Origin of the sequence: Gilliamella sp. Pra-s60 (genome assembly GCF_009795755.1) — a bacterium.
Classification (GTDB): Bacteria; Pseudomonadota; Gammaproteobacteria; order Enterobacterales; family Orbaceae; genus Gilliamella.
The window spans coordinates 63,507-83,422 of record NZ_WTFA01000010.1; the positions used below are offsets into that span (position 1 = coordinate 63,507).

Below are 19,916 nucleotides of genomic sequence, written 5' to 3' on the forward strand. Positions count from 1 at the left end.
ACCTCTTATTTTGAAGATTTCCTTTTTAAATGTGCTTCAATACGTTTACGAATAGGTTCACTAACTTGATCAGATAGCTGTAAACTCATAAGTAATTTAGTGATATTTTCTTCAAGATTGATATTTAAATTAACTGCTTTGCCATTTTCAACATCTAAATTGCTTCCTTGAATATTTAATCCTAGTTTGGCAATGTCATTGGCATAATCGACAGTTCCTGATAGTTTAGTATAATGAAAATTTTTAATAATATCAGCGAGTATTTTCATGTTTGGGTTACTTTGTACGTAACTTTTAAGCGCTGAGTTTTCAAATTGTAAATATCCATCTTGAGTGGTAGTTAATTGACCTTTTTTTATAACCGGCTCAATGATTGTGCCACCTTTTTTCTTATTAGCCAATAATGTAATCGGTAAATTACCATCGATCGCGCCACTGCCTGCTAACCCTTCTGCTGGATATTGAGTAAAAATATCTTTTAATTGTATCTGTTTTATCTTTAAATTTAATTGTTGAGGTAATTTCGCCAAATTCAACTTGCTTTTATCAAGAAAAATAAGACCAGAAAAAATACTCGCTTGGGCTTTAGTCCAGCTAATGATTCCTTTATCGGGGGCATTAATTGAAGCAAAATACTCCCCAGCTAATTTGATCTTTTCAAGAGATAACCCCATGTTGACTTCTTGTATATTCAACGCTGGACTCGAAATAGTAAACTGATTATTCTTCACAACAAAATTAATATTACCTGTCGCAGATTTTATTTCGCTGGTTTTATAAATACCATTGAGTTTATTAATAACAAGCTGTGTTGTGGCAGATAATTGATTGTTGTCAAATGGAATGGCTGATTCAACTTGAAAGGTTAAATTCCCAGATGAATTAACTAAGATAAGATCATCAGAAAAATTCGCTTTAGCTAAACTAATAGAGGCATTATCTAAACTGGATAAACTTAACCGTTTACGGTTAATCCAACCACTGAAAGGTAAATTTAATTGCCCATTTTCAATACCAAATTGGTTTACCGTTGTGGTAAAAAGTCCATTGTGTATATCAATACGTGGCTCTGTTGTATTAACAGTTGTATTAACTGTCGTATTAAATTGTAAATTAGCCGACAGTTTTGCAACATATTGGCTATTAGTTGACATGACCAACTGTATTACATCTTGTTGTTTGGTGATATCAATTTTTACGTTAAATTGCTCGTTATTTTGTGTATAAAATTTTAACGAATCAACATGAATTTTTGATGGTAACCAGTAAAGTATCGTCGAAATGGATGACGCATCATCACCAGCTTGGTTAACGTCCTGATTAAGGTTTTGATCAAGCGTTTCAGCCACTTCTTTTTGAGTAGTATCTATGACTGTTTTATCGTCTGATTGCCAGTAAATATCCAGTTCATCGGCCGATAACAGTGACAATGAAATCAGTAAATTTTTTGCTGTTAGTGAGTATTGCGATGGTTGAGAGACAGTTATTTCATCAATAGATAAGCCATCAAAGCTCACACTGATACCATGCCAATCTGTCGATAGATGATATTTATCCTTAAATGATAGCCAATATTGCCATACACATAAGCTCAATAACATAATGAGGAGTACAATACTGAGTAAAATCCAATAGCGTTTTTTTAAGCGAGCCATATCTAAACTCTCAACTAAGCAAAGGACGGGTATTGCCGGATTACTGTATTATCCGGCAATAAAATGACACTGCTCTTATTATGCTTGTTCTCGTTGGGCAATATAAGCTAGTGCTTTATCAATTCGAGCAAGTGTGCGGGCTTTACCAACTGCAAAAACAGTAGCATCAACCGATGGAGACTGTCCGATACCAGTTACCGCAACACGCAATGGCATTCCTATTTTGCCCATACCAATATTAAGCTCGGCTGCTGTTGCCTCAATAGCATGGTGAATTTTATCAATTTGCCAATCAAAATGAGCAATAGCTTCAATTTTTGCTCTAATTGTTTCTAATGGCTCTTTGGCAACTGGGCGTAAATGTTTTTTAGCTGCATCGGCGTCAAAATCATCAAAATCTTGATAGCAATAAGAACATGATTCGGCTATCTCTTTAAGCGTTTTACAACGCTCACCAAATAACTTAATGATAGTAATCAGATCTGGACCTTTTGCTAAATCATAACCTTGCTGATTCATGTGCCAAACTAAATGTTGAGCCACATAATCTGCATCTAAATGATTAATATAATGGTGATTTAACCAAAGTAGTTTTTCAGTATTAAAGGCACTTGCTGATTTACTCACGGCATCTAATGAAAAATAGCTAATCATTTCAGGAACAGAAAATATTTCTTGATCACCATGAGACCATCCTAAACGAACCAAATAATTAAGCAATGCTTCAGGTAAATAACCATCATCACGGTATTGCATTACACTAACCGCCCCATGACGTTTAGATAATTTTTGCCCATCATCACCTAAAATCATTGATACATGTCCATATTCAGGCAATGGTGCACCTAAGGCTTTTAAGATATTAATTTGACGAGGTGTATTATTAATATGATCCTCGCCACGAATTACATGAGTAATTTCCATATCCCAATCATCGACAACAACGCAAAAATTATAAGTTGGCGAACCATCAGTACGACGAATGATAAGATCATCAAGCTCTTTATTAGCGATTTCAATCGACCCACGAATTAAATCATTGAAAATCACAACACCATCAATTGGATTAGCAAACCGTACAACATGAGGCTCATTATGTGAGTGCTGTTTTTGTACAGCATCACAACGACAATGCCCATCGTAACGAGATTTTTCTCCTTTTGCCATTTGTTCTTCACGCAATTTTTCAAGACGATCTTTAGAACAGTAACAACGATAAGCAGAACCTTTAGCTAACATTTCATCAATGACTTGGTTATAGCGATCGAAACGTTTAGTTTGATAATAAGGTCCTTCATCCCATGATAATTTTAACCAATTCATCCCTTCCATGATTGCCTCAATTGCTTCAGGCGTTGAACGTTCAAGATCAGTATCTTCAATGCGAAGTACAAACGAGCCTTTTGCATGACGAGTATATAACCAAGAATAAAGTGCAGTTCGTGCACCGCCTACATGCAAATAGCCAGTTGGACTAGGCGCAAAACGGGTTTTAATTTTCATGAAATAATCCTAATAAAAGCAGAAACGAGGCTGATACCGCAAAGCAGTGATTTGCGCTCTTTTTTAATTCGACAATATTAATCAACAGAATAACATTTTGATATTCATTCATTTTAGTTGCTTATTCTAACATGCCTAAAGGTTTCGGCAATAGTTGGATTCATGTTAGAAAGTTAATATATAATTTGTAAAAAAATTCAGAAAAGTATGTATTTAAATAGAAAATCAGCCTTGAGTTATTGTTTAAGGCTGATTTATTTAGTACTGTTTTAGTATGATTAATGGGCTTCATCCCAATTATTACCCACCCCGACATCCACTTTTAATGGTACAGATAGTTGATAACAATTTTCCATGATTGATTTAATTTTAGTGCAATACTGCTCAATAAGTTCTTCTTTCACTTCAAAGACTAGTTCATCGTGAACTTGCATAACCATTCTAATATGACCAACAGGTAAGCTTTTTATCCATTGGCTTACTTTAATCATCGCTGTTTTAATAATATCAGCGGCCGTACCTTGCATTGGTGCATTAATTGCTGCTCGCTCAGCACCTCGACGCTCAAGACCATTGGTTGAGGTGATTTTTGATAAATATAAACGACGCCCAGATAAGGTTTCAACATAACCTTGCTCAGCAGCCAGCTGACGAGTCTCTTCCATATATTGTTGAACACCGGGATAACGTTCAAAATAACGATCGATATAAAACCGTGCTTCTTTACGAGGCACATTAATTTGTTTAGATAAACCAAAAGCACTCATTCCATAAATCAAACCAAAATTGACGGCTTTAGCTCGTCTTCGCTCTTCTGAAGTAATTTCAGATTCAGGTTTATCGAAAATTTCGCTAGCGGTTACACGGTGAATATCTTTGTCGTTGGCAAAAGCGTTAAGCAAGCTTTTATCTTTTGATAGATGCGCCATAATACGCAATTCAATTTGTGAATAGTCGGCCGAAATAATCTTATAGCCTTTTGGCGCAATAAATGCCTGTCGAATTCGACGTCCTTCTTCGTTACGGACTGGGATATGTTGTAAATTTGGTTCATTTGACGATAATCGCCCTGTTACCGTACCAATTTGGTTGTAATTAGTGTGGATCCGATGATCAACAGGACTAATCATCAGTGGTAATTTATCTGTATAAGTATTTTTTAACTTAGCTAAACCACGATAAAATAAAATCATACGAGGAAGTTCGTATTGATTAGCCAGTTCACTCAAAACGTCTTCACTAGTTGAAGGCTCACCTTTTGGTGTCTTTTTTAACACTGGTAGCTGGTGTTTATCAAACAAAATAGCTCGAATCTGTTTAGGCGAATCTGGATTAAATTTTTCGCCAGCCAAAACATACAGCATTTCTTTGATTTCTTTTATTTTTTTTGCAAGCTCGATTGAATGTTTATTCAATATACCAGAATCAACTAAAACCCCCACTCTTTCCATTTCTGCAATCACGATAACTAATGGCATTTCAATATCAGTAAATAGATTTTTTATTTTTTGATCTTTTCCAACTTCTTCCCATAATTTATTATGTAATTGTAAAGTAATATCTGCATCTTCGGCTGCATACTGTGTTGCTTTTTCCACTTCAATGGTATCGATAGTAACGTGCACTTTATCTGATTGGGTTAGTTCGTCATAAGTAATAGTTTTGTAGTTCAAATAACGATTTGCTAAACTATCCATATCATGACGTTCAGTACTATTTAATACATAAGACTCAATCATAGTATCAAACGAAATCCCTTGTACTGTTATTCCATAATTTGCTAAAACGCTGTAATCAAACTTAGCATTTTGAGCAATTTTTTTGATTTCAGGATTTTCAAATACTGGTTTTAATTTAGCTAACACCTCATTGACTGGTAACTGCTTTGGTGCGCCTAAATATTGGTGAGAAAGAGGAATATAAACCGCTTGATTAGGTTGAACACTTAATGAAATTCCTACTAATCTAGCATGTACATGATCAATGTTATCGGTTTCTGTATCAAAAGCAAATTGTTTACTTTTTTCTAAAATTTTAACCCATTTGTTTAGCTGTTTATTGGATAATATACACTGATAATCTTTTTTTTCTGAAGATGTAGACTGTTGTTCTATAGCCAAAAGCCAACTATCATCAATATTAATGGGTATATTTTTTTGTTGTTTTAAAAAAGTACCTGCAATGAGTTCTTTTTGCCAACGGTGGAAGCCATAATAACCAAATAACTCAATCAGCGCTTTAGCATCAACATCCCCCAACAATAATTGTTCATTAGTAAAATCTAATTTAACATCAGTTTTTATCGTCGCCAGAAGATAAGAAAGCTCAACTAGCTTTTGATTATCAATGAATTTTTGTTTTAATGATTTCGCTCCTCGGATTGATAATTTTCCAATATCATCTAATCGATTATAAATATCTTTTAAACCCTCAAAATTGGCTAATAAATTTTGTGCGGTTTTTTCACCTACCCCAGGAATACCCGGAATATTATCTGATGCATCCCCTCTTAATGCTAAATAATCAATAATTTTTTCAGGTGGCACACCAAATTTCTCGATTACGCCTTGCGAATCGAGAAGCGTATCAGTCATTGTGTTAATAAGAGTAATTTTTTCACTGACTAACTGCGCCATATCTTTATCACCGGTGCTAATCAATACATCAAGATTTTCCTTTTCTGCTTGTCTAGCTAATGTCCCAATTACATCATCAGCCTCAACGCCTTCAATGCAAAGTAGCGGTAAGCCCATAGCTTTTAAAATAGCATGAATGGGTTCAATTTGTGGGCGAAGGTTTTCAGGCATTGCCTCTCGCGTTGCTTTGTATTCTGGATAAATCTCGTTACGAAAAGATCCACCTTTGGCATCAAAAACCACAGCAACATGTGAAGGATTGTATTGATTAATTAAACTGCGAATCATATTAGTCACACCAAAAATAGCCCCTGTTGGTTCACCTTTGGTATTAGTTAACGGCGGACAAGCAAAAAAAGCACGGTAAAGATAAGAAGATCCATCAATTAAGATAATCGGCGTTTTGTTTGACATCATAGTTACTCAATCATTATTCAACACGATGACGTACAGTATAACCTAATTAGCCATAATATTCTTATCATCACTAATAATATAGTGTAAAGAAGTTTCAAGTTACGATATGTTTCAATATAAGACGAACAGTAAAAAACTGTATATTGCTTTACAACTGTTATATAATATTTCATCAATTTTCGTCTGAGTATTTAATAATGACCGAATTAAGTCTTGCCGCGCAAAAAGTTAAAGAAGCACTCGCTGCTAAAAACCTTGAAACCCCATCCTGTCGTTTAGCAATGGATAATCACGAGCGTAAAAGTAAAATTGAAGCTCATTTTCGTGAAATTATGAAGCTCATGGAACTTGATTTGACTGATGACAGCTTGGCTGAGACCCCGCACCGAGTATCAAAAATGTATGTCGATGAGATCTTTTCTGGTCTTTATTATGAAAATTTCCCCAAAATCACGTTAATCGAAAACAAAATGCAAGTAGACGAAATGATAACCGTTCGAGACATTACTTTAACCAGTGTTTGTGAGCATCATTTTGTCACTATCGATGGCAAAGCAACGGTTTCTTATATTCCGAAAGATAAAGTGATAGGATTATCTAAAATCAATCGTATTGTTGAGTTCTTTTCACAACGACCACAAGTACAAGAAAGGTTAACTCAGCAAATTTTAGTTGCCCTACAAACTTTACTCGGAACGGTTAATGTTGCCGTTTCAATTGACGCAACCCACTATTGCGTAAAAGCAAGAGGTATTAAAGACTCAAGTAGCATGACAACAACAACAGCCTTGGGCGGTGGATTTAAAACCAACCCTAGCACAAGACAAGAGTTTTTACGTGCTTTAAACCATTATTAGTTATTTGATATTAGCCGCACGGCAAGCCCAGTACGACCACTTTGGTTTTAGCTATCACGAAAACAAAATATTTAGCGCAAAAAAGCTGTTTTATATTGCGTGCATCTTCAAGAAAGATTGGTATAATTCTTGGCTATTTAGTATAAATAACATTGTTTTCATGAAGATTATCCGCGGTATAGCAAATTTTAAAAATCAGTTTTCTCAATGTGTTTTAACATTGGGGAATTTTGATGGTGTGCATTTAGGGCACCAACAACTGATCAACCATCTAATTAAACAAGGTAAAAATCTAAATTTACCAACGGTAGTAATGCTATTTGAACCGCAACCATTAGAGTTTTTTACCCCTGATAATGCACCATCACGACTAACGTCATTTCAAGAAAAAGTCATTTTTATTGAAAAATTAGGTATCGACTACATTATTGTAATTCCGTTTACCCAAACTTTTGCCAATATGCCTGCAGACAGTTTTATCCAAGATTGGTTAATTAACAAACTGCAAGCTAAATATATTGTTATTGGCGATGATTTTCGATTTGGATTTAAACGGCAAGGAGATATTAATCTGCTACAGCGATATGCGCATAATAACGGATTTGCCGTTGAAAGCATGCCGACATTTGTTTGGAATAACTTACGAATTAGTAGCACAGCCGTACGCCAAGCACTATTAAATAACGACTTTGAATTAGCACATTGTCTTTTAGGACGAAATTATACAATTCAAGGCCGAGTAGTACATGGTAATGCTTTAGCAAGGCAATTGGGATTTCCAACCGCTAACATCCACTTACATCGCAAAAAACCGGCATTACAAGGTGTCTATTTTGTTAAAGTTAAAAATATCTGTAATAATCAACATTATCACGGCATTGCTAACATTGGCATAAGACCAACTATTCATGGAAAAACAGCCATTTTAGAAGTGAATCTATTTGACTTTTCGGGCGATATTTATGGACAATATTTAGACGTAAAATTCGTGCAAAAATTACGCGACGAAAAAAAATTTAATTCATTAGCCGATTTAAAGCAACAAATTGCACGAGATGTTTGCACTGCGAAAAAGATCAGTGCACAATTAACTAATTAAAAAGTAGTATCAACAAAATTAACTGGAATAAATCAGCATGACAGACTATAAAAACACATTGAATTTACCGGAAACTGGATTCCCGATGCGAGGTGACCTTGCTAAACGTGAACCGGCTATGTTGCAACACTGGTACGATAAAGCGCTTTATCAAAAGATCCGACAAGTGAAAAAAGGCAAAAAAGCCTTTATTTTGCATGATGGTCCTCCTTATGCAAACGGAAAACTTCATATAGGTCATGCAGTTAATAAAATAATCAAAGATATTATTATCAAATCAAAAAGCTTAAGTGGTTATGATTCCCCGTATATTCCAGGATGGGATTGTCATGGTTTACCTATTGAGCAAAAAGTAGAAGAGCAAGTTGGTAAACCAGGCGTAAAAGTAACACCTGCTGAGTTTCGTCAAATCTGCCGCGATTATGCAGCTTCACAAGTTGAACTACAAAAAGCTGATTTTATTCGCATGGGTGTGCTTGGTGATTGGCAAAACCCTTACCTTACAATGAATTATGATACCGAAGCCAATATTATTCGCGCTTTAGGTAAAGTGATTAAAAATGGCCACTTAGTGAAAGGTGCTAAACCTGTCTATTGGTGTACCGATTGTATGTCATCATTGGCCGAAGCCGAAGTGGAATATTATGACAAATCATCGCCAGCCATTGATGTGAAATTTAAAGCGGTTGACAATCAAGCCGTAGCTAGCAAATTTGGTATCACAACAAACTTAACTATTTATGCCGTTATTTGGACAACAACCCCTTGGACATTACCTGCTAGCCGAGGGATTGCTTTAAATGCTGATTTTGAATATCAATTAGTTCAAATCAATGATAAAGAGTGCTTAATTTTAGCTGCTGATTTAGTTGAAGCAGTAATGAAACGTGCAAATATCAGTGATTGGAAAATCTTAGGCAGTTGCCAAGGTGATGCGCTTGAATTATTACGCTTCAAACACCCATTCCTTGATTTTGATGAACCTATTGTACTTGGCGATCACGTCACAATTGATGCGGGTACTGGTGCAGTGCACACCGCACCGGGGCATGGTACGGAAGACTTTATGGTAGGTCAAAAATATGGGTTAGAAGTCGCAAATCCAGTTGGTGGTAATGGTTGCTACTTGCCGGGAACTGGCGCAGGGTTAGATGGTCTATTTGTATTCAAAGCCAATAAAGTGGTAGTTGAAATACTAAAAGAACATAACGCATTACTACACTTTGAAAATATCGAACACAGTTATCCATGTTGTTGGCGACATAAAACACCCGTGATTTATCGTGCAACACCACAATGGTTTATCAGCATGGATAAACAAGGTTTAAGGACGCAATCATTAAAAGAGATTAAACAAGTTCGATGGATCCCTGATTGGGGACAAGCTCGAATTGAAACCATGGTAGCAAATCGCCCTGATTGGTGTATTTCTCGACAACGCACATGGGGCGTTCCGATGACGCTATTTGTCCATAAAGAGACCGAAGAACTACACCCAAATACGCTAGAACTAGTTGAAAAAGTTGCTAAATTAGTGGAGCAAAAAGGTATTCAAGCGTGGTGGGATGCCGATATAAAAGATCTGCTTGGTTCTGATGCTGAAAATTATCGCAAAGTACCTGACACGCTAGATGTTTGGTTTGATTCGGGATCGACATTTTCATCAGTGGTTCGTGTTCGACCTGAATTTGAAGGACACGAAGCTGACATGTACTTAGAAGGATCAGATCAACACCGCGGTTGGTTTATGTCGTCATTAATGTTATCAACAGCAATTGATAACAAAGCACCTTACAAACAAGTGTTAACTCACGGTTTTGTTGTCGATGGACAAGGGCGTAAGATGTCAAAATCGCTGGGAAATATCGTTACTCCACAGGATGTAATGAATAAACTTGGTGCTGATATTTTACGTTTATGGATTGCCTCAACAGACTATTCTGGCGAAATGAACTATTCTGATGAAATCATCAAACGTTCAGCCGATAGTTATCGTCGTATTCGTAATACTGCACGCTTTTTGCTAGCAAATTTAAATGGCTTTGATCCTGTTAAAGATATGGTAAAACCAGAAGATATGGTTGTCCTTGATCGCTGGGCGGTTAGTATGGCAAAAGAAGCACAAGAGCAAATCGTTCAAGCTTATGAAAATTATGATTTCCATAAAGTCGTACAACGTATTATGCAATTTTGCTCAATCGAAATGGGATCGTTCTATTTAGATATCATTAAAGATCGCCAATACACAGCAAAAAGCGATAGTATCGCACGTCACAGTTGTCAAACAGCGTTATACCATATTGCACAGGCATTAGTTCGTTGGATTGCACCTATTTTATCATTTACTGCCGATGAAATTTGGCAATATCTACCTAATTCACAAAAATCAGAATTTGTGTTTGAAGACGAATGGTATGGCTCACTATTTACATTGTCAGATAGCGAAGCATTAAATAGCGAATATTGGTCACAAATTTTGGCGATTCGAAGTGAAGTAAATAAAGTCCTAGAACAAGGGCGTAATGATAAAGTGATCGGTGGTGCGCTTGAAGCAGCTATTACGCTTTATGCTGATGAAGCGATTACTACCGCATTAACTAAATTAGAAAACGAATTACGTTTTGTTTTACTCACCTCACAAGCGAGTGTAAAACCGTTACAAACCGCGCCAGAAAATGCCGTACAAAGTGATATTCAAGGTCTTAAAATTGAGCTAGCAAAAGCGCAAGGCGATAAATGTCCTCGTTGCTGGCACTATACAACAGACAATGAACCAACAACGCATTTATGTAAACGTTGTGAACAAAACATTCACGGCAATGGCGAAGTTAGACATTTTGCATAATAAAAATCAAACAAATAATAGCGCTAAAATTTAGCGCTATAAAAAATATTCCCACTTTCCGCCGGCAATTTGTCGGCGGAAATATAATAATGAGCACGAACTTATATGAAAAAAGATCATGGACTTTATTGGTTATCATTAGCAATGGTTGTTTTTGTTATAGATATTGCAAGTAAATTTTGGATCATAAATAACTTCTTTCTATTTGAATCAGTAAACCTTTTACCTTTCTTCTCAATTACTTATGTGCGTAATATTGGCGCAGCTTTTAGCATCTTTGAAGGGCAACGTACAATGCTTGCCATTCTTGCCTTGATTATCAGCGCAGTAATTTTGCATATGTTATACCGAAATACTCGCCAACAAAAATTAGAGAATTTTTCTTTATCACTCATTCTAGGTGGCGCATTGGGTAATTTATTTGACCGCCTTTACCATGGATTTGTTATTGACTTCCTTGATGTTAATTTTGGTGATTGGCACTATCCAACCTTTAATATCGCTGACTGTGCTATTTGTGTAGGTATTGGATTATTTATTCTCTGTAGCTATAAAAAATCCAAAAAGGCGGCGGCATAGCATGCAAATTATTTTGGCCAATCCGCGTGGTTTTTGCGCAGGTGTTGATCGTGCTATTACCATTGTTGAACGTGCACTAGAACTTTTTGGTGCACCCGTTTATGTACGCCATGAAGTTGTTCATAATCGCTACGTCGTCAATCGATTAAAACAACTTGGGGCCATTTTTATTGAAGATATAAAAGAAGTCCCAGACAATACTATTTTAATCTTTTCCGCCCACGGAGTATCAAAAGCAGTTCGAGAAGAAGCAAAACAACGCCAACTGCGTGTGTTTGATGCCACTTGTCCATTAGTTACTAAGGTCCATATGGAAGTTGCTCGTTCAAGTTATCGTGGTGAAGAAGTCATCTTAATTGGTCATGCAGGCCATATCGAAGTCGATGGCACGATGGGGCAATATAACAACCCTGAAGGTGGTATCTATTTAATTGAATCTATTGACGATGTAAAAAAACTACAAATAAAAAACGAAAATCACCTCTGTTTTACCACTCAAACCACGTTATCAGTTGATGATACAGCCGAAATTATTGCTGCTTTAAAAGAACGCTTTCCCAATATACGTAGCCCTCGTAAAAACGACATCTGCTATGCCACAACGAATCGTCAACAAGCGGTAAAACAATTATCAGCGCAAGCCGATGTTGTATTAGTGGTAGGATCTAAAAACTCATCAAATTCAAATCGATTAGCTGAACTCGCAAGACGCAACAGCAAACAGGCTTACTTGATTGATTTTGCTTCAGACATTGATCATAATTGGTTAACTAACGCTAGAACAATAGGCGTCACAGCAGGGGCTTCTGCTCCGGATATTTTAGTGCAAGACGTGATCGAACACTTAAAAAATTTGGGTTGCACCTCGTTAATCGAAACGGATGGGATTTTAGAAAACATTACCTTTGAAATTCCAAAAGAATTACGTATTGACGTTAAATCAAACTAAGCTAAAAAGAACGTTTAAGTAATTCAGATTTTGCCAGTAGCTGATCTGGCGTTTCTATATGTTCAGGATCAGCAATAATCGCATTTTGAATTGGACAAACACGCTGACAAGTCGAATGATCATAATAACCCACACATTCGGTACATTTATTGGGATCAATTTCGTATGTATCAAACCCCATTGAAATAGCCTCATTTGGGCATTCTGGTTCACACATATCACAATTAATACATTTATTGGTTATTTTTAACGCCATTGCCTTATTATCTTTATCAACTACAAAAAATTTATGACATTATAGCGCAATCAACAATAAATCCGAATAAGGATCCGCGTATTGCTTGTTGAGCAACACAATTATTTGTAAAAAGTTTTTGGCAACCTTTTTTTTTAGCATAAAAGTGATAACGTATGTGAGTTAAATTTTCATAATCATTACATTTTATTAAGAATAATTATCAATAACATTTAGTTTGTTACGATAGAATGTTAAAATAACAATAAGAACATAAAAGGATGAAAACATTGTTAAAATTGATAAAAATAAAATATCTATTTATAGTCACCATCATTTTTGCAATTATTTATATTGCATACTTAATCACATCTAATTCAACCCCCACAATAAATTATATTACAGCGCCTGTAACGAAAAGTAATGTTGAAAAAACAGTTCTTGCTGATGGCACAATTAGTGCCTTTAAACAAGTTAGTGTTGGTGCACAGGTTTCTGGTCAGATTAAAAAACTGTATGTTGAATTGGGTGACGAAGTAAAACAAGGTGATATGATTGCCGAGATTGATGATCTAAAACAAAGCAATGATTTAAAACAATCAGAAGCTTCACTCAATAGTTTAGAAGCACAACGTGAGGCCAAAAAGGCAAGATTGGTTAACTACCAATTAACTTATGAACGTCAACGAAAACTCGTCAATAAAGGGGTTGGTGCTCAATCCGACTTAGATGCAGCAAAAGCAGAATTTGATGCAATTAAAGCCGATATAGCCGCAATTGATGCCGATATTGTAAAAGCACAAGTTGCTGTAGATACGGCAAAAGTTAACTTAGGGTATACCAAAATTCGTTCACCGATTGATGGCGTCATTGTTGCTATCCCAGTAAATCAAGGACAAACGGTAAACTCTGTTCAAAGCGCACCAACGATTGTCAAAGTCGCCCAGCTCGACAAAATGACCATTGAAGCACAAATTTCGGAAGCCGATGTTGTTGACGTTAAAAAAGGCATGCCCGTTTATTTTACTATTTTAGGCCAGCCTAATAGGCGTTTTGATGGGTTAACGCTACGAGCAATAGAACCCGCACCCGAATCAATTAACACAGAAACAAACGCAATATCAAGTTCATCATCAACAACCAAAAGTGCAATTTATTACAATGGATTATTTGATGTAGACAATCCTGATCATGTGTTAAGAATTTCAATGACGGCACAAGTTTATATCGTTTTATCTGAAGCAAAAGATGTACTAACCATTCCTTCTCAAGCTATTCAAAAAAAATTAGGCAATAATAAAGCTATTGTTTATCTATTAAATCAATCTAAAGAAATTGAAGAGCGCGAAGTTACTCTAGGCATCGATAATAATGTCAATGTTGAAGTAAAATCAGGAGTTAAAGAAGGTGATACGATTGTAGTTAGCAGCGCTAATGGTGCTTTAGTCGGTAATAACGCAAGAGCACCAAGGGTTCGATTCTAATATGACAAATAATATCCCCCTTATCAAACTTGATAACATTGTTCGTGAGTTCCCAGCAGGAGACTCAACCATACAAGTTCTTAAAAACATCAACCTGACAATTAATGCAGGCGAAATGGTCGCGATTATTGGGACATCGGGATCAGGGAAATCCACTTTGATGAACATCTTAGGTTGCTTAGATAAACCAACCTCAGGAACTTACGCAATTAACGGACGCACAACCAGCGAATTGTCACCCGATGAGCAAGCCGAATTACGACGTGAACATTTTGGCTTCATTTTTCAACGTTATCATCTATTAAACGCACTAACAGCACAAGGAAATGTCGAAATTCCTGCTATTTATGCTGGTGTTACAAGTGAACAACGGCAAAAAAAAGCAAGCGAAATACTAACGCGTTTAGGGCTTGGCGATAAAATTCATAATAAACCTAACCAGTTATCAGGAGGACAACAACAACGTGTCAGTATTGGCCGAGCTTTAATTAATGGCGGGCAAATCATCTTAGCTGATGAACCCACTGGCGCACTTGACCACAAAAGTGGTTTAGAAGTAATGGCAATATTGCGAGAATTACATCAGCAAGGCCACACAATTATTATCGTCACTCACGATTCAAATATTGCCAAAAGTGCTGAGCGAATTGTTGAAATTAGTGATGGAAAAATCATCTCTGATTCAATTAATCCTAATTACCCATCTGAGCAAGATGCTAATCGCCAAGTAAAACAAATCAAAACAACAAAAACTCAAGATAACTTCTTAGCAAAATACTACCGTTTTCGTGATGCGTTTAAAATGGCAATGTTATCAATGCTTTCACAACGATTACGAACCATCTTAACAATGTTAGGAATTATTATTGGTATTGCATCGGTCGTGTCAGTTGTTGCATTAGGGCAAGGCACCAAGCAAAAAATTCTATCTAACATCAACTCATTAGGAACCAGCACACTAGAAATCTATGCAGGTTCAGGCTTTGGCGACCGCAACGCAGACAAAATCACCACACTACGCTCATCAGATGCCGACTTTCTTGCTCAACAAAGTTTTGTACACAGTACAACACCGAATCTTGCCACTAGTGTTTATTTTCGCATTGGCAACCTAGCGGTAACGGGCACAGTCAATGGGGTTGGGGAACAGTTTTTTGCTGTTCGGGGTTACAACATTTCGCAAGGCAAATCGTTTGACGAAACAAGTGTTATCACCTCAGCTCAAGATGCTGTTATCGACGAAAACACAGTGAAACGACTATTTGCAAATCAAAACCCTATTGGAAAAATTTTAATGGTTGGACAACTGCCAGTAAGGATTATTGGTGTTGCAACAAAACAACAACAGGGATTTGGCAGTAATGAAAGCCTAAATATTTGGCTACCTTATACCACCGTGACTAACCGCATGGTTGGGCAGACTTCATTAAAAAGCATCACAGTACGAGTAAAAGATAATGTTGATTTAACCATTGCCGAGCAAGCGATTAATCAAATTATGCTTAAACGTCATGGTACAAAAGACTTCTTCATCTTTAACTCAGACAACATACGAGAAACAATCAACTCATCAGCTTGGGTCATGACACTATTGGTTTCAGCTATTGCGCTAATTTCGCTTATTGTTGGAGGGATTGGTGTAATGAACATTATGCTAGTATCAGTCACCGAAAGAACGCGCGAAATTGGTGTACGCATGGCTGTTGGCGCACGTTCAAGTGACATATTACAACAATTTTTGATTGAAGCCATATTAGTGTGTTTAATCGGTGGCACAATAGGCATTCTACTTTCATTTGCCATCGGATTTATTTTTAATACCGTTGTCACATCATTTGCAATGAGTTTTTCAGCAATATCAATTATTGCGGCATTTAGCTTCTCAAGCATAATTGGTATTATTTTTGGCTATTTCCCTGCTAGACGAGCAGCCAAACTCGACCCAATTTATGCATTAGAACGAGAATAACCACCAAAATCCTAAACATAAAAAAATCCCTTTGCATCATAATATTGAGCAAAGGGATTTAAACATTAAAACCAAATAACTAACTTAGGCTAATTATTGCTACAGGTACTATTTTTTATCAGAACCCGCCTTTTTAACCATTTTTGCGTTAGGATCTAAACCTGCTACAAATGCAGTCACTCGTGCATAATCATTAATAAAAGTATCATCACTAGTCATATCAAGCGCATTTGGCACAATATAAAACTTACGATTCACAACAACAGTAGGGATAGATTCTGGTTTCATCTCTTTAATCGCTTCTGTTTGCTGTACCATAAATGCTTTAACTAAAAAACTATCTTTTGTTTTATCAAAAACGTCACTGCTAACCCCTAATTTTTCAAAAACAGCTTTAATATCATCAGCCGTTTTTACAGTTTTTTCTTTTTGGATAGCATTATACAGCGCATCAGACACCTTATCTTGAACACCAAGCACATTAGCCACCGCCCATGCTTGCGCAAGATCTTTCGCTAATGGTCCAAAGTTCTCTAAATGGTAGCGTTTAAACTTAACGCCTTCTGGTAAAGCCTTACTAATCGTTTGCGGACCTTGATTTTGAGCTTCAAATTTAAAACAGCTAGGACAATTAAATGAAAAGAACTCAATAACTTCTTTATCGGGTGATGGATTAGTTGGCAACACGATATATTGTTTATCTAATTCAATCGGCGCTTGAGTATTTGCAGTAACCGCTTGTGATGCTTCAGCTTTGGTTGTTGTATTTCCTTCATCTGCAAAACAACTTACAGAAGAAAGTAAGACGCTCATTGCAATAAGTGTTTTTTTCATATTAATAGTTCTCCTTATTCTTTTATAATTCCGCGCGCTTTTAATAATGCAGATTTAAAATCTTCTTCATAATCTTTTTTTAGCCCTGGAATTACTTCATTCTTATCAGAGCCACGCATTTTTAAATGATAAATTAAAATATCGTCACTCAAGTCTTTTAACTCACCTTCAAAACCCGCTTCTTGAGACAATTTAGCTAAAAATTGTAATAAGTTAAGGTCAGAATCACCTTCCCAAGCAGATTGTAATAATTCCATTACTTCATCAATACGATGACATTTCATAATTGTTACCTTTAGTAGATCTTCAAACCTGTAGAAGATAATGATAAATAAGCAATCATAAAAAAATGATATGCTACGACTTGCAATAACTTTGCTATATAGTAATGTTATTTTGTTTTTTCGCAACGTAAAAGAGAAATAATTTATGGAAAAACCCTCTATTACTGCAATCATTCTAGCCGGTGGTAAAAGTACCCGCATGAATGGCAACGACAAAGGACTGTTATTATTACATCAAAAACCACTCTATCAACATGTCATTGACCGCATCAAACCGCATGTTGACACAATGATGATTAATTGCAATCGTCATACCCAACAGTATCAAAAAGCAGGGTACCCCGTGTTTAGTGATGATCTAGCGGGATTTTGTGGGCCGTTATCGGGTATTTATAGTGGCCTATTGCGTAGTAAAACTGATTGGAATTTATTTGTCAGTTGTGACACCCCTTTTTTGCCCGACGACTTAATTGACCGTTTAGCGGTTTATACGGCAAATAATAATGCTATTTATCCACATGATGGACAACACCACCATCCAACTATCTTGCTTATTCATAAAATGATTATTTTACAGTTACAAGCTTATTTGGAACAAGGCGGACGTAAATTGATGCTGTTTTTAGAACAAATTAGTGCTAAATCGGTTGATTTTAGTGATAAAGCAGTTTGTTTTAGTAATATCAATACATTAGATGAGCTTAATGTGTTTAATCAAAAATAAAACAAATAATAAATTGTTTTTTAAGGTTATTTTTTAAAATAAAAAACTTTAATAAAATCAATACCTTTCCTGACCACTTTTTTGGGGTTTTTGCGTTGCTTTTTAACACAAAAACAACTCACAAAAAAGACCTAAGGTTATGCTGTCTGTCTTGTTACGGCGTCAGAATGTGCCGACAACAGAGCGAGGTTAGCACGCCAAACAGGGATGTTTGGCGAGTTTGTGGTGCGTCGGGAACGCGTCCACAAACGGTGCGTTAAGACCGAGCGTCGGCGTCGGACAAATTTGTCTGGAACAAATTTGAACATCTGAGCATAGCGAAGATGGCCTCGTAGAGGCGAGTATCAGGATGATACGAGTATTGCCGAAGGCCACATTCTGTAGCCAAAGCGTGGGTTGTCAGGGAATTCGCTTTAATTCCCTGACTCGGACGTGGTCACTGTAGCTATTTTGTTCACCAAAGGTCAAAACGTCCGAAACCTCTGAACTCAATTTATTCTATTCACAAAAACAAAAAAGGCTTGATTTTTCGCTAAAAAATCGGTCAGGAAAGGTATTGATTTTATTGAAGTTTTTCTTGATGTGTTTTTAGCAAAAACACACCCAAAACAATAGCCCCATCGGGCACCGTGTGCGCTGCTATTGGCTGAAATAGTTTTTTAACTCTTGAATAAACGCACTATCCACAATCGGGGGATATTTGTTAGGTTGCCATGATGATAAAAACAGCAAATGTTGTAATGTTAATGTTTTGTTTATCTTGCTCAGTGCGGTTTCGGCTATTGGCTCGGAGTCTGTGAAAATCGATGATTTCGGTGCAGTCACTTCGTTTGCATGAGTGGCGGTTTGCTGTGGTTGGTTTTGTTGGGCTTTTCTTTTTTGGTATAAGTGGCACTGCTGTTGATACCAAGCTTGATAGCCACTTAAATCGTAGTCGCCAAGCAACTTATATCCATAAACAGTCGGTACTGCATTAGGAACCCGTTTATTGATGACACTTACTGGAAATCCTCCATGTATAATCACTCGGTCGAGCTTTTTTACGTGATCGATTAACGGTTTTAGATTGAACTCCAATAGCTGATTCAGCACATAAAATGATTGGTTATAGGCCTTTAAAAAAAGACCTTCCTTCAAAAGACTAATCGGGGTTTCACTTAATGCCAGTTTTTCCTCAATTTTCATTGTATGACACCTTATTATTTGCTCCAATTATTGCCTTGGGGGCCGCCAACCACGCCTTCGGCGCCTTCGGTCGGACTGCGGTTTTTTGACCTTCAGTCATGAAACCGCTGAGTCCGCAGGCTTTGCCTGCTCAAAGCCCCAACTTACGCGGGGGCTTTATTCTTTGTTATATTGTCCTCTCAGGCACCATAATCGCCCCCCGCGCCCTAAGGATTAAGAACTAAACGCTAAAAGCTAAGGTGCGGTGCAAACAGCGTAAAGGCTGAGGCTGGCTCGGTAGCTGCTGACGTTGCCGTAGTGCCAGCCGACAATGAACTGGTTGCTACCCGTCGCGTCGCTCGTCCAGTAGTAGTGGTCGACGAAGCCCGCATCAGCGTAGTAGTTCATGTTGCCCCACTCCGTGAAAAATCCTGCGCCTATGTGACGCTGGTAATGGCTACCAGATGAGCTAGGGGCTGCGCCTGAAATAGGATTAGTTCCTGTTCTGACCGCATTGGTTAAATCCCTTACCCGGACCATACGATAACCCAAACTATTACACCATGCTGTTTGAGTAGAAGCGCTAGCGGCTTGACCACCCCGATTGACGAACCACTGCTTTAACACAAAACCGTAACGAACCTCATTACCATTACTACCTCTACCTACCAACTCGAAAGTC

The 19,916-nt window shown here is 37.0% G+C and carries 15 protein-coding genes and 1 pseudogene; 8 read left to right on the top strand and 8 right to left on the bottom strand.

Going from position 1 to position 19,916, the window contains the following annotated elements; all coding sequences use genetic code 11:
* Positions 1-5 precede the first annotated feature (5 nt).
* The 3 genes from GQ596_RS08025 to polA form a co-directional block, all read right to left on the bottom strand.
* Positions 6-1,655 (bottom strand): YdbH domain-containing protein, encoded by a 1,650-nt coding sequence (locus tag GQ596_RS08025; RefSeq protein ID WP_160401155.1) that lies wholly within the window; start codon positions 1,653-1,655, stop codon positions 6-8.
* Positions 1,656-1,733: 78 nt separating this feature from the next.
* Entirely contained in the window at positions 1,734-3,158 is a 1,425-nt protein-coding gene (gene gltX, locus GQ596_RS08030; RefSeq protein ID WP_160401156.1) for a glutamate--tRNA ligase, read from the bottom strand.
* A 278-nt stretch (positions 3,159-3,436) separates the two neighbouring features.
* Positions 3,437-6,211 (bottom strand): DNA polymerase I, encoded by a 2,775-nt coding sequence (gene polA / locus GQ596_RS08035; protein WP_202113772.1) that lies wholly within the window; start codon positions 6,209-6,211, stop codon positions 3,437-3,439.
* 197 nt (positions 6,212-6,408) lie between these two features.
* On the opposite strand from polA, the gene folE reads away from it, so the two are divergent.
* The 5 genes from folE (at position 6,409) to ispH (ending at position 12,540) form a co-directional block, all read left to right on the top strand.
* Positions 6,409-7,068 carry a GTP cyclohydrolase I FolE gene (gene folE, locus GQ596_RS08040; RefSeq protein ID WP_160401157.1) on the top strand — a complete coding sequence of 220 codons (660 nt, stop codon included), beginning with the start codon at positions 6,409-6,411 and terminating at the stop codon, positions 7,066-7,068.
* A 160-nt stretch (positions 7,069-7,228) separates the two neighbouring features.
* Positions 7,229-8,167: a bifunctional riboflavin kinase/FAD synthetase gene (ribF, locus tag GQ596_RS08045; RefSeq protein ID WP_160401158.1), complete on the top strand. Its 939-nt coding sequence runs from the start codon at positions 7,229-7,231 to the stop codon at positions 8,165-8,167.
* 37 nt (positions 8,168-8,204) lie between these two features.
* On the top strand, positions 8,205-11,012 hold the full coding sequence (gene ileS, locus GQ596_RS08050) for an isoleucine--tRNA ligase (protein WP_160401159.1): 2,808 nt from the start codon (positions 8,205-8,207) through the stop codon (positions 11,010-11,012).
* Between the two features lie 105 nt (positions 11,013-11,117).
* On the top strand, positions 11,118-11,591 hold the full coding sequence (gene lspA / locus GQ596_RS08055) for a signal peptidase II (RefSeq protein ID WP_160401160.1): 474 nt from the start codon (positions 11,118-11,120) through the stop codon (positions 11,589-11,591).
* A gap of 1 nt (position 11,592) precedes the next feature.
* Complete coding sequence (gene ispH, locus GQ596_RS08060; protein ID WP_160401161.1) at positions 11,593-12,540, top strand: 4-hydroxy-3-methylbut-2-enyl diphosphate reductase; 948 nt, start codon at positions 11,593-11,595, stop codon at positions 12,538-12,540.
* A 1-nt stretch (position 12,541) separates the two neighbouring features.
* On the opposite strand, the gene GQ596_RS08065 is transcribed toward ispH, so the two are convergent.
* The gene (locus GQ596_RS08065; RefSeq protein ID WP_160401162.1) at positions 12,542-12,796 is read right to left on the bottom strand and encodes a YfhL family 4Fe-4S dicluster ferredoxin; all 255 of its coding nucleotides are present in this window, start codon (positions 12,794-12,796) and stop codon (positions 12,542-12,544) included.
* Positions 12,797-13,056: 260 nt separating this feature from the next.
* Here GQ596_RS08065 and GQ596_RS08070 point away from each other — a divergent pair, with 260 nt between their 5' ends.
* Both GQ596_RS08070 and GQ596_RS08075 read left to right on the top strand, forming a co-directional pair.
* Complete coding sequence (locus GQ596_RS08070) at positions 13,057-14,259, top strand: efflux RND transporter periplasmic adaptor subunit (RefSeq protein ID WP_160401163.1); 1,203 nt, start codon at positions 13,057-13,059, stop codon at positions 14,257-14,259.
* A 1-nt stretch (position 14,260) separates the two neighbouring features.
* Entirely contained in the window at positions 14,261-16,228 is a 1,968-nt protein-coding gene (locus GQ596_RS08075; protein ID WP_160401164.1) for a MacB family efflux pump subunit, read from the top strand.
* A 108-nt stretch (positions 16,229-16,336) separates the two neighbouring features.
* Here the strand turns inward: GQ596_RS08075 and GQ596_RS08080 are convergent, their stop codons facing one another.
* Together GQ596_RS08080 and GQ596_RS08085 are read right to left on the bottom strand one after the other, a co-directional pair.
* Positions 16,337-17,062 carry a DsbA family protein gene (locus GQ596_RS08080; RefSeq protein WP_160401165.1) on the bottom strand — a complete coding sequence of 242 codons (726 nt, stop codon included), beginning with the start codon at positions 17,060-17,062 and terminating at the stop codon, positions 16,337-16,339.
* A gap of 14 nt (positions 17,063-17,076) precedes the next feature.
* Complete coding sequence (locus tag GQ596_RS08085; RefSeq protein ID WP_160401166.1) at positions 17,077-17,346, bottom strand: YihD family protein; 270 nt, start codon at positions 17,344-17,346, stop codon at positions 17,077-17,079.
* A 145-nt stretch (positions 17,347-17,491) separates the two neighbouring features.
* On the opposite strand from GQ596_RS08085, the gene mobA reads away from it, so the two are divergent.
* Positions 17,492-18,070, top strand: a complete 579-nt coding sequence (gene mobA / locus GQ596_RS08090; protein WP_160401167.1) for a molybdenum cofactor guanylyltransferase MobA — start codon at positions 17,492-17,494, stop codon at positions 18,068-18,070.
* 639 nt (positions 18,071-18,709) lie between these two features.
* Here the strand turns inward: mobA and GQ596_RS08095 are convergent.
* Together GQ596_RS08095 and GQ596_RS08100 are read right to left on the bottom strand one after the other, a co-directional pair.
* Positions 18,710-19,255: a hypothetical protein gene (locus GQ596_RS08095; protein ID WP_160401168.1), complete on the bottom strand. Its 546-nt coding sequence runs from the start codon at positions 19,253-19,255 to the stop codon at positions 18,710-18,712.
* Positions 19,256-19,489: 234 nt separating this feature from the next.
* Positions 19,490-19,916 (bottom strand): annotated as a pseudogene (locus tag GQ596_RS08100) (hypothetical protein); the annotation flags it as partial.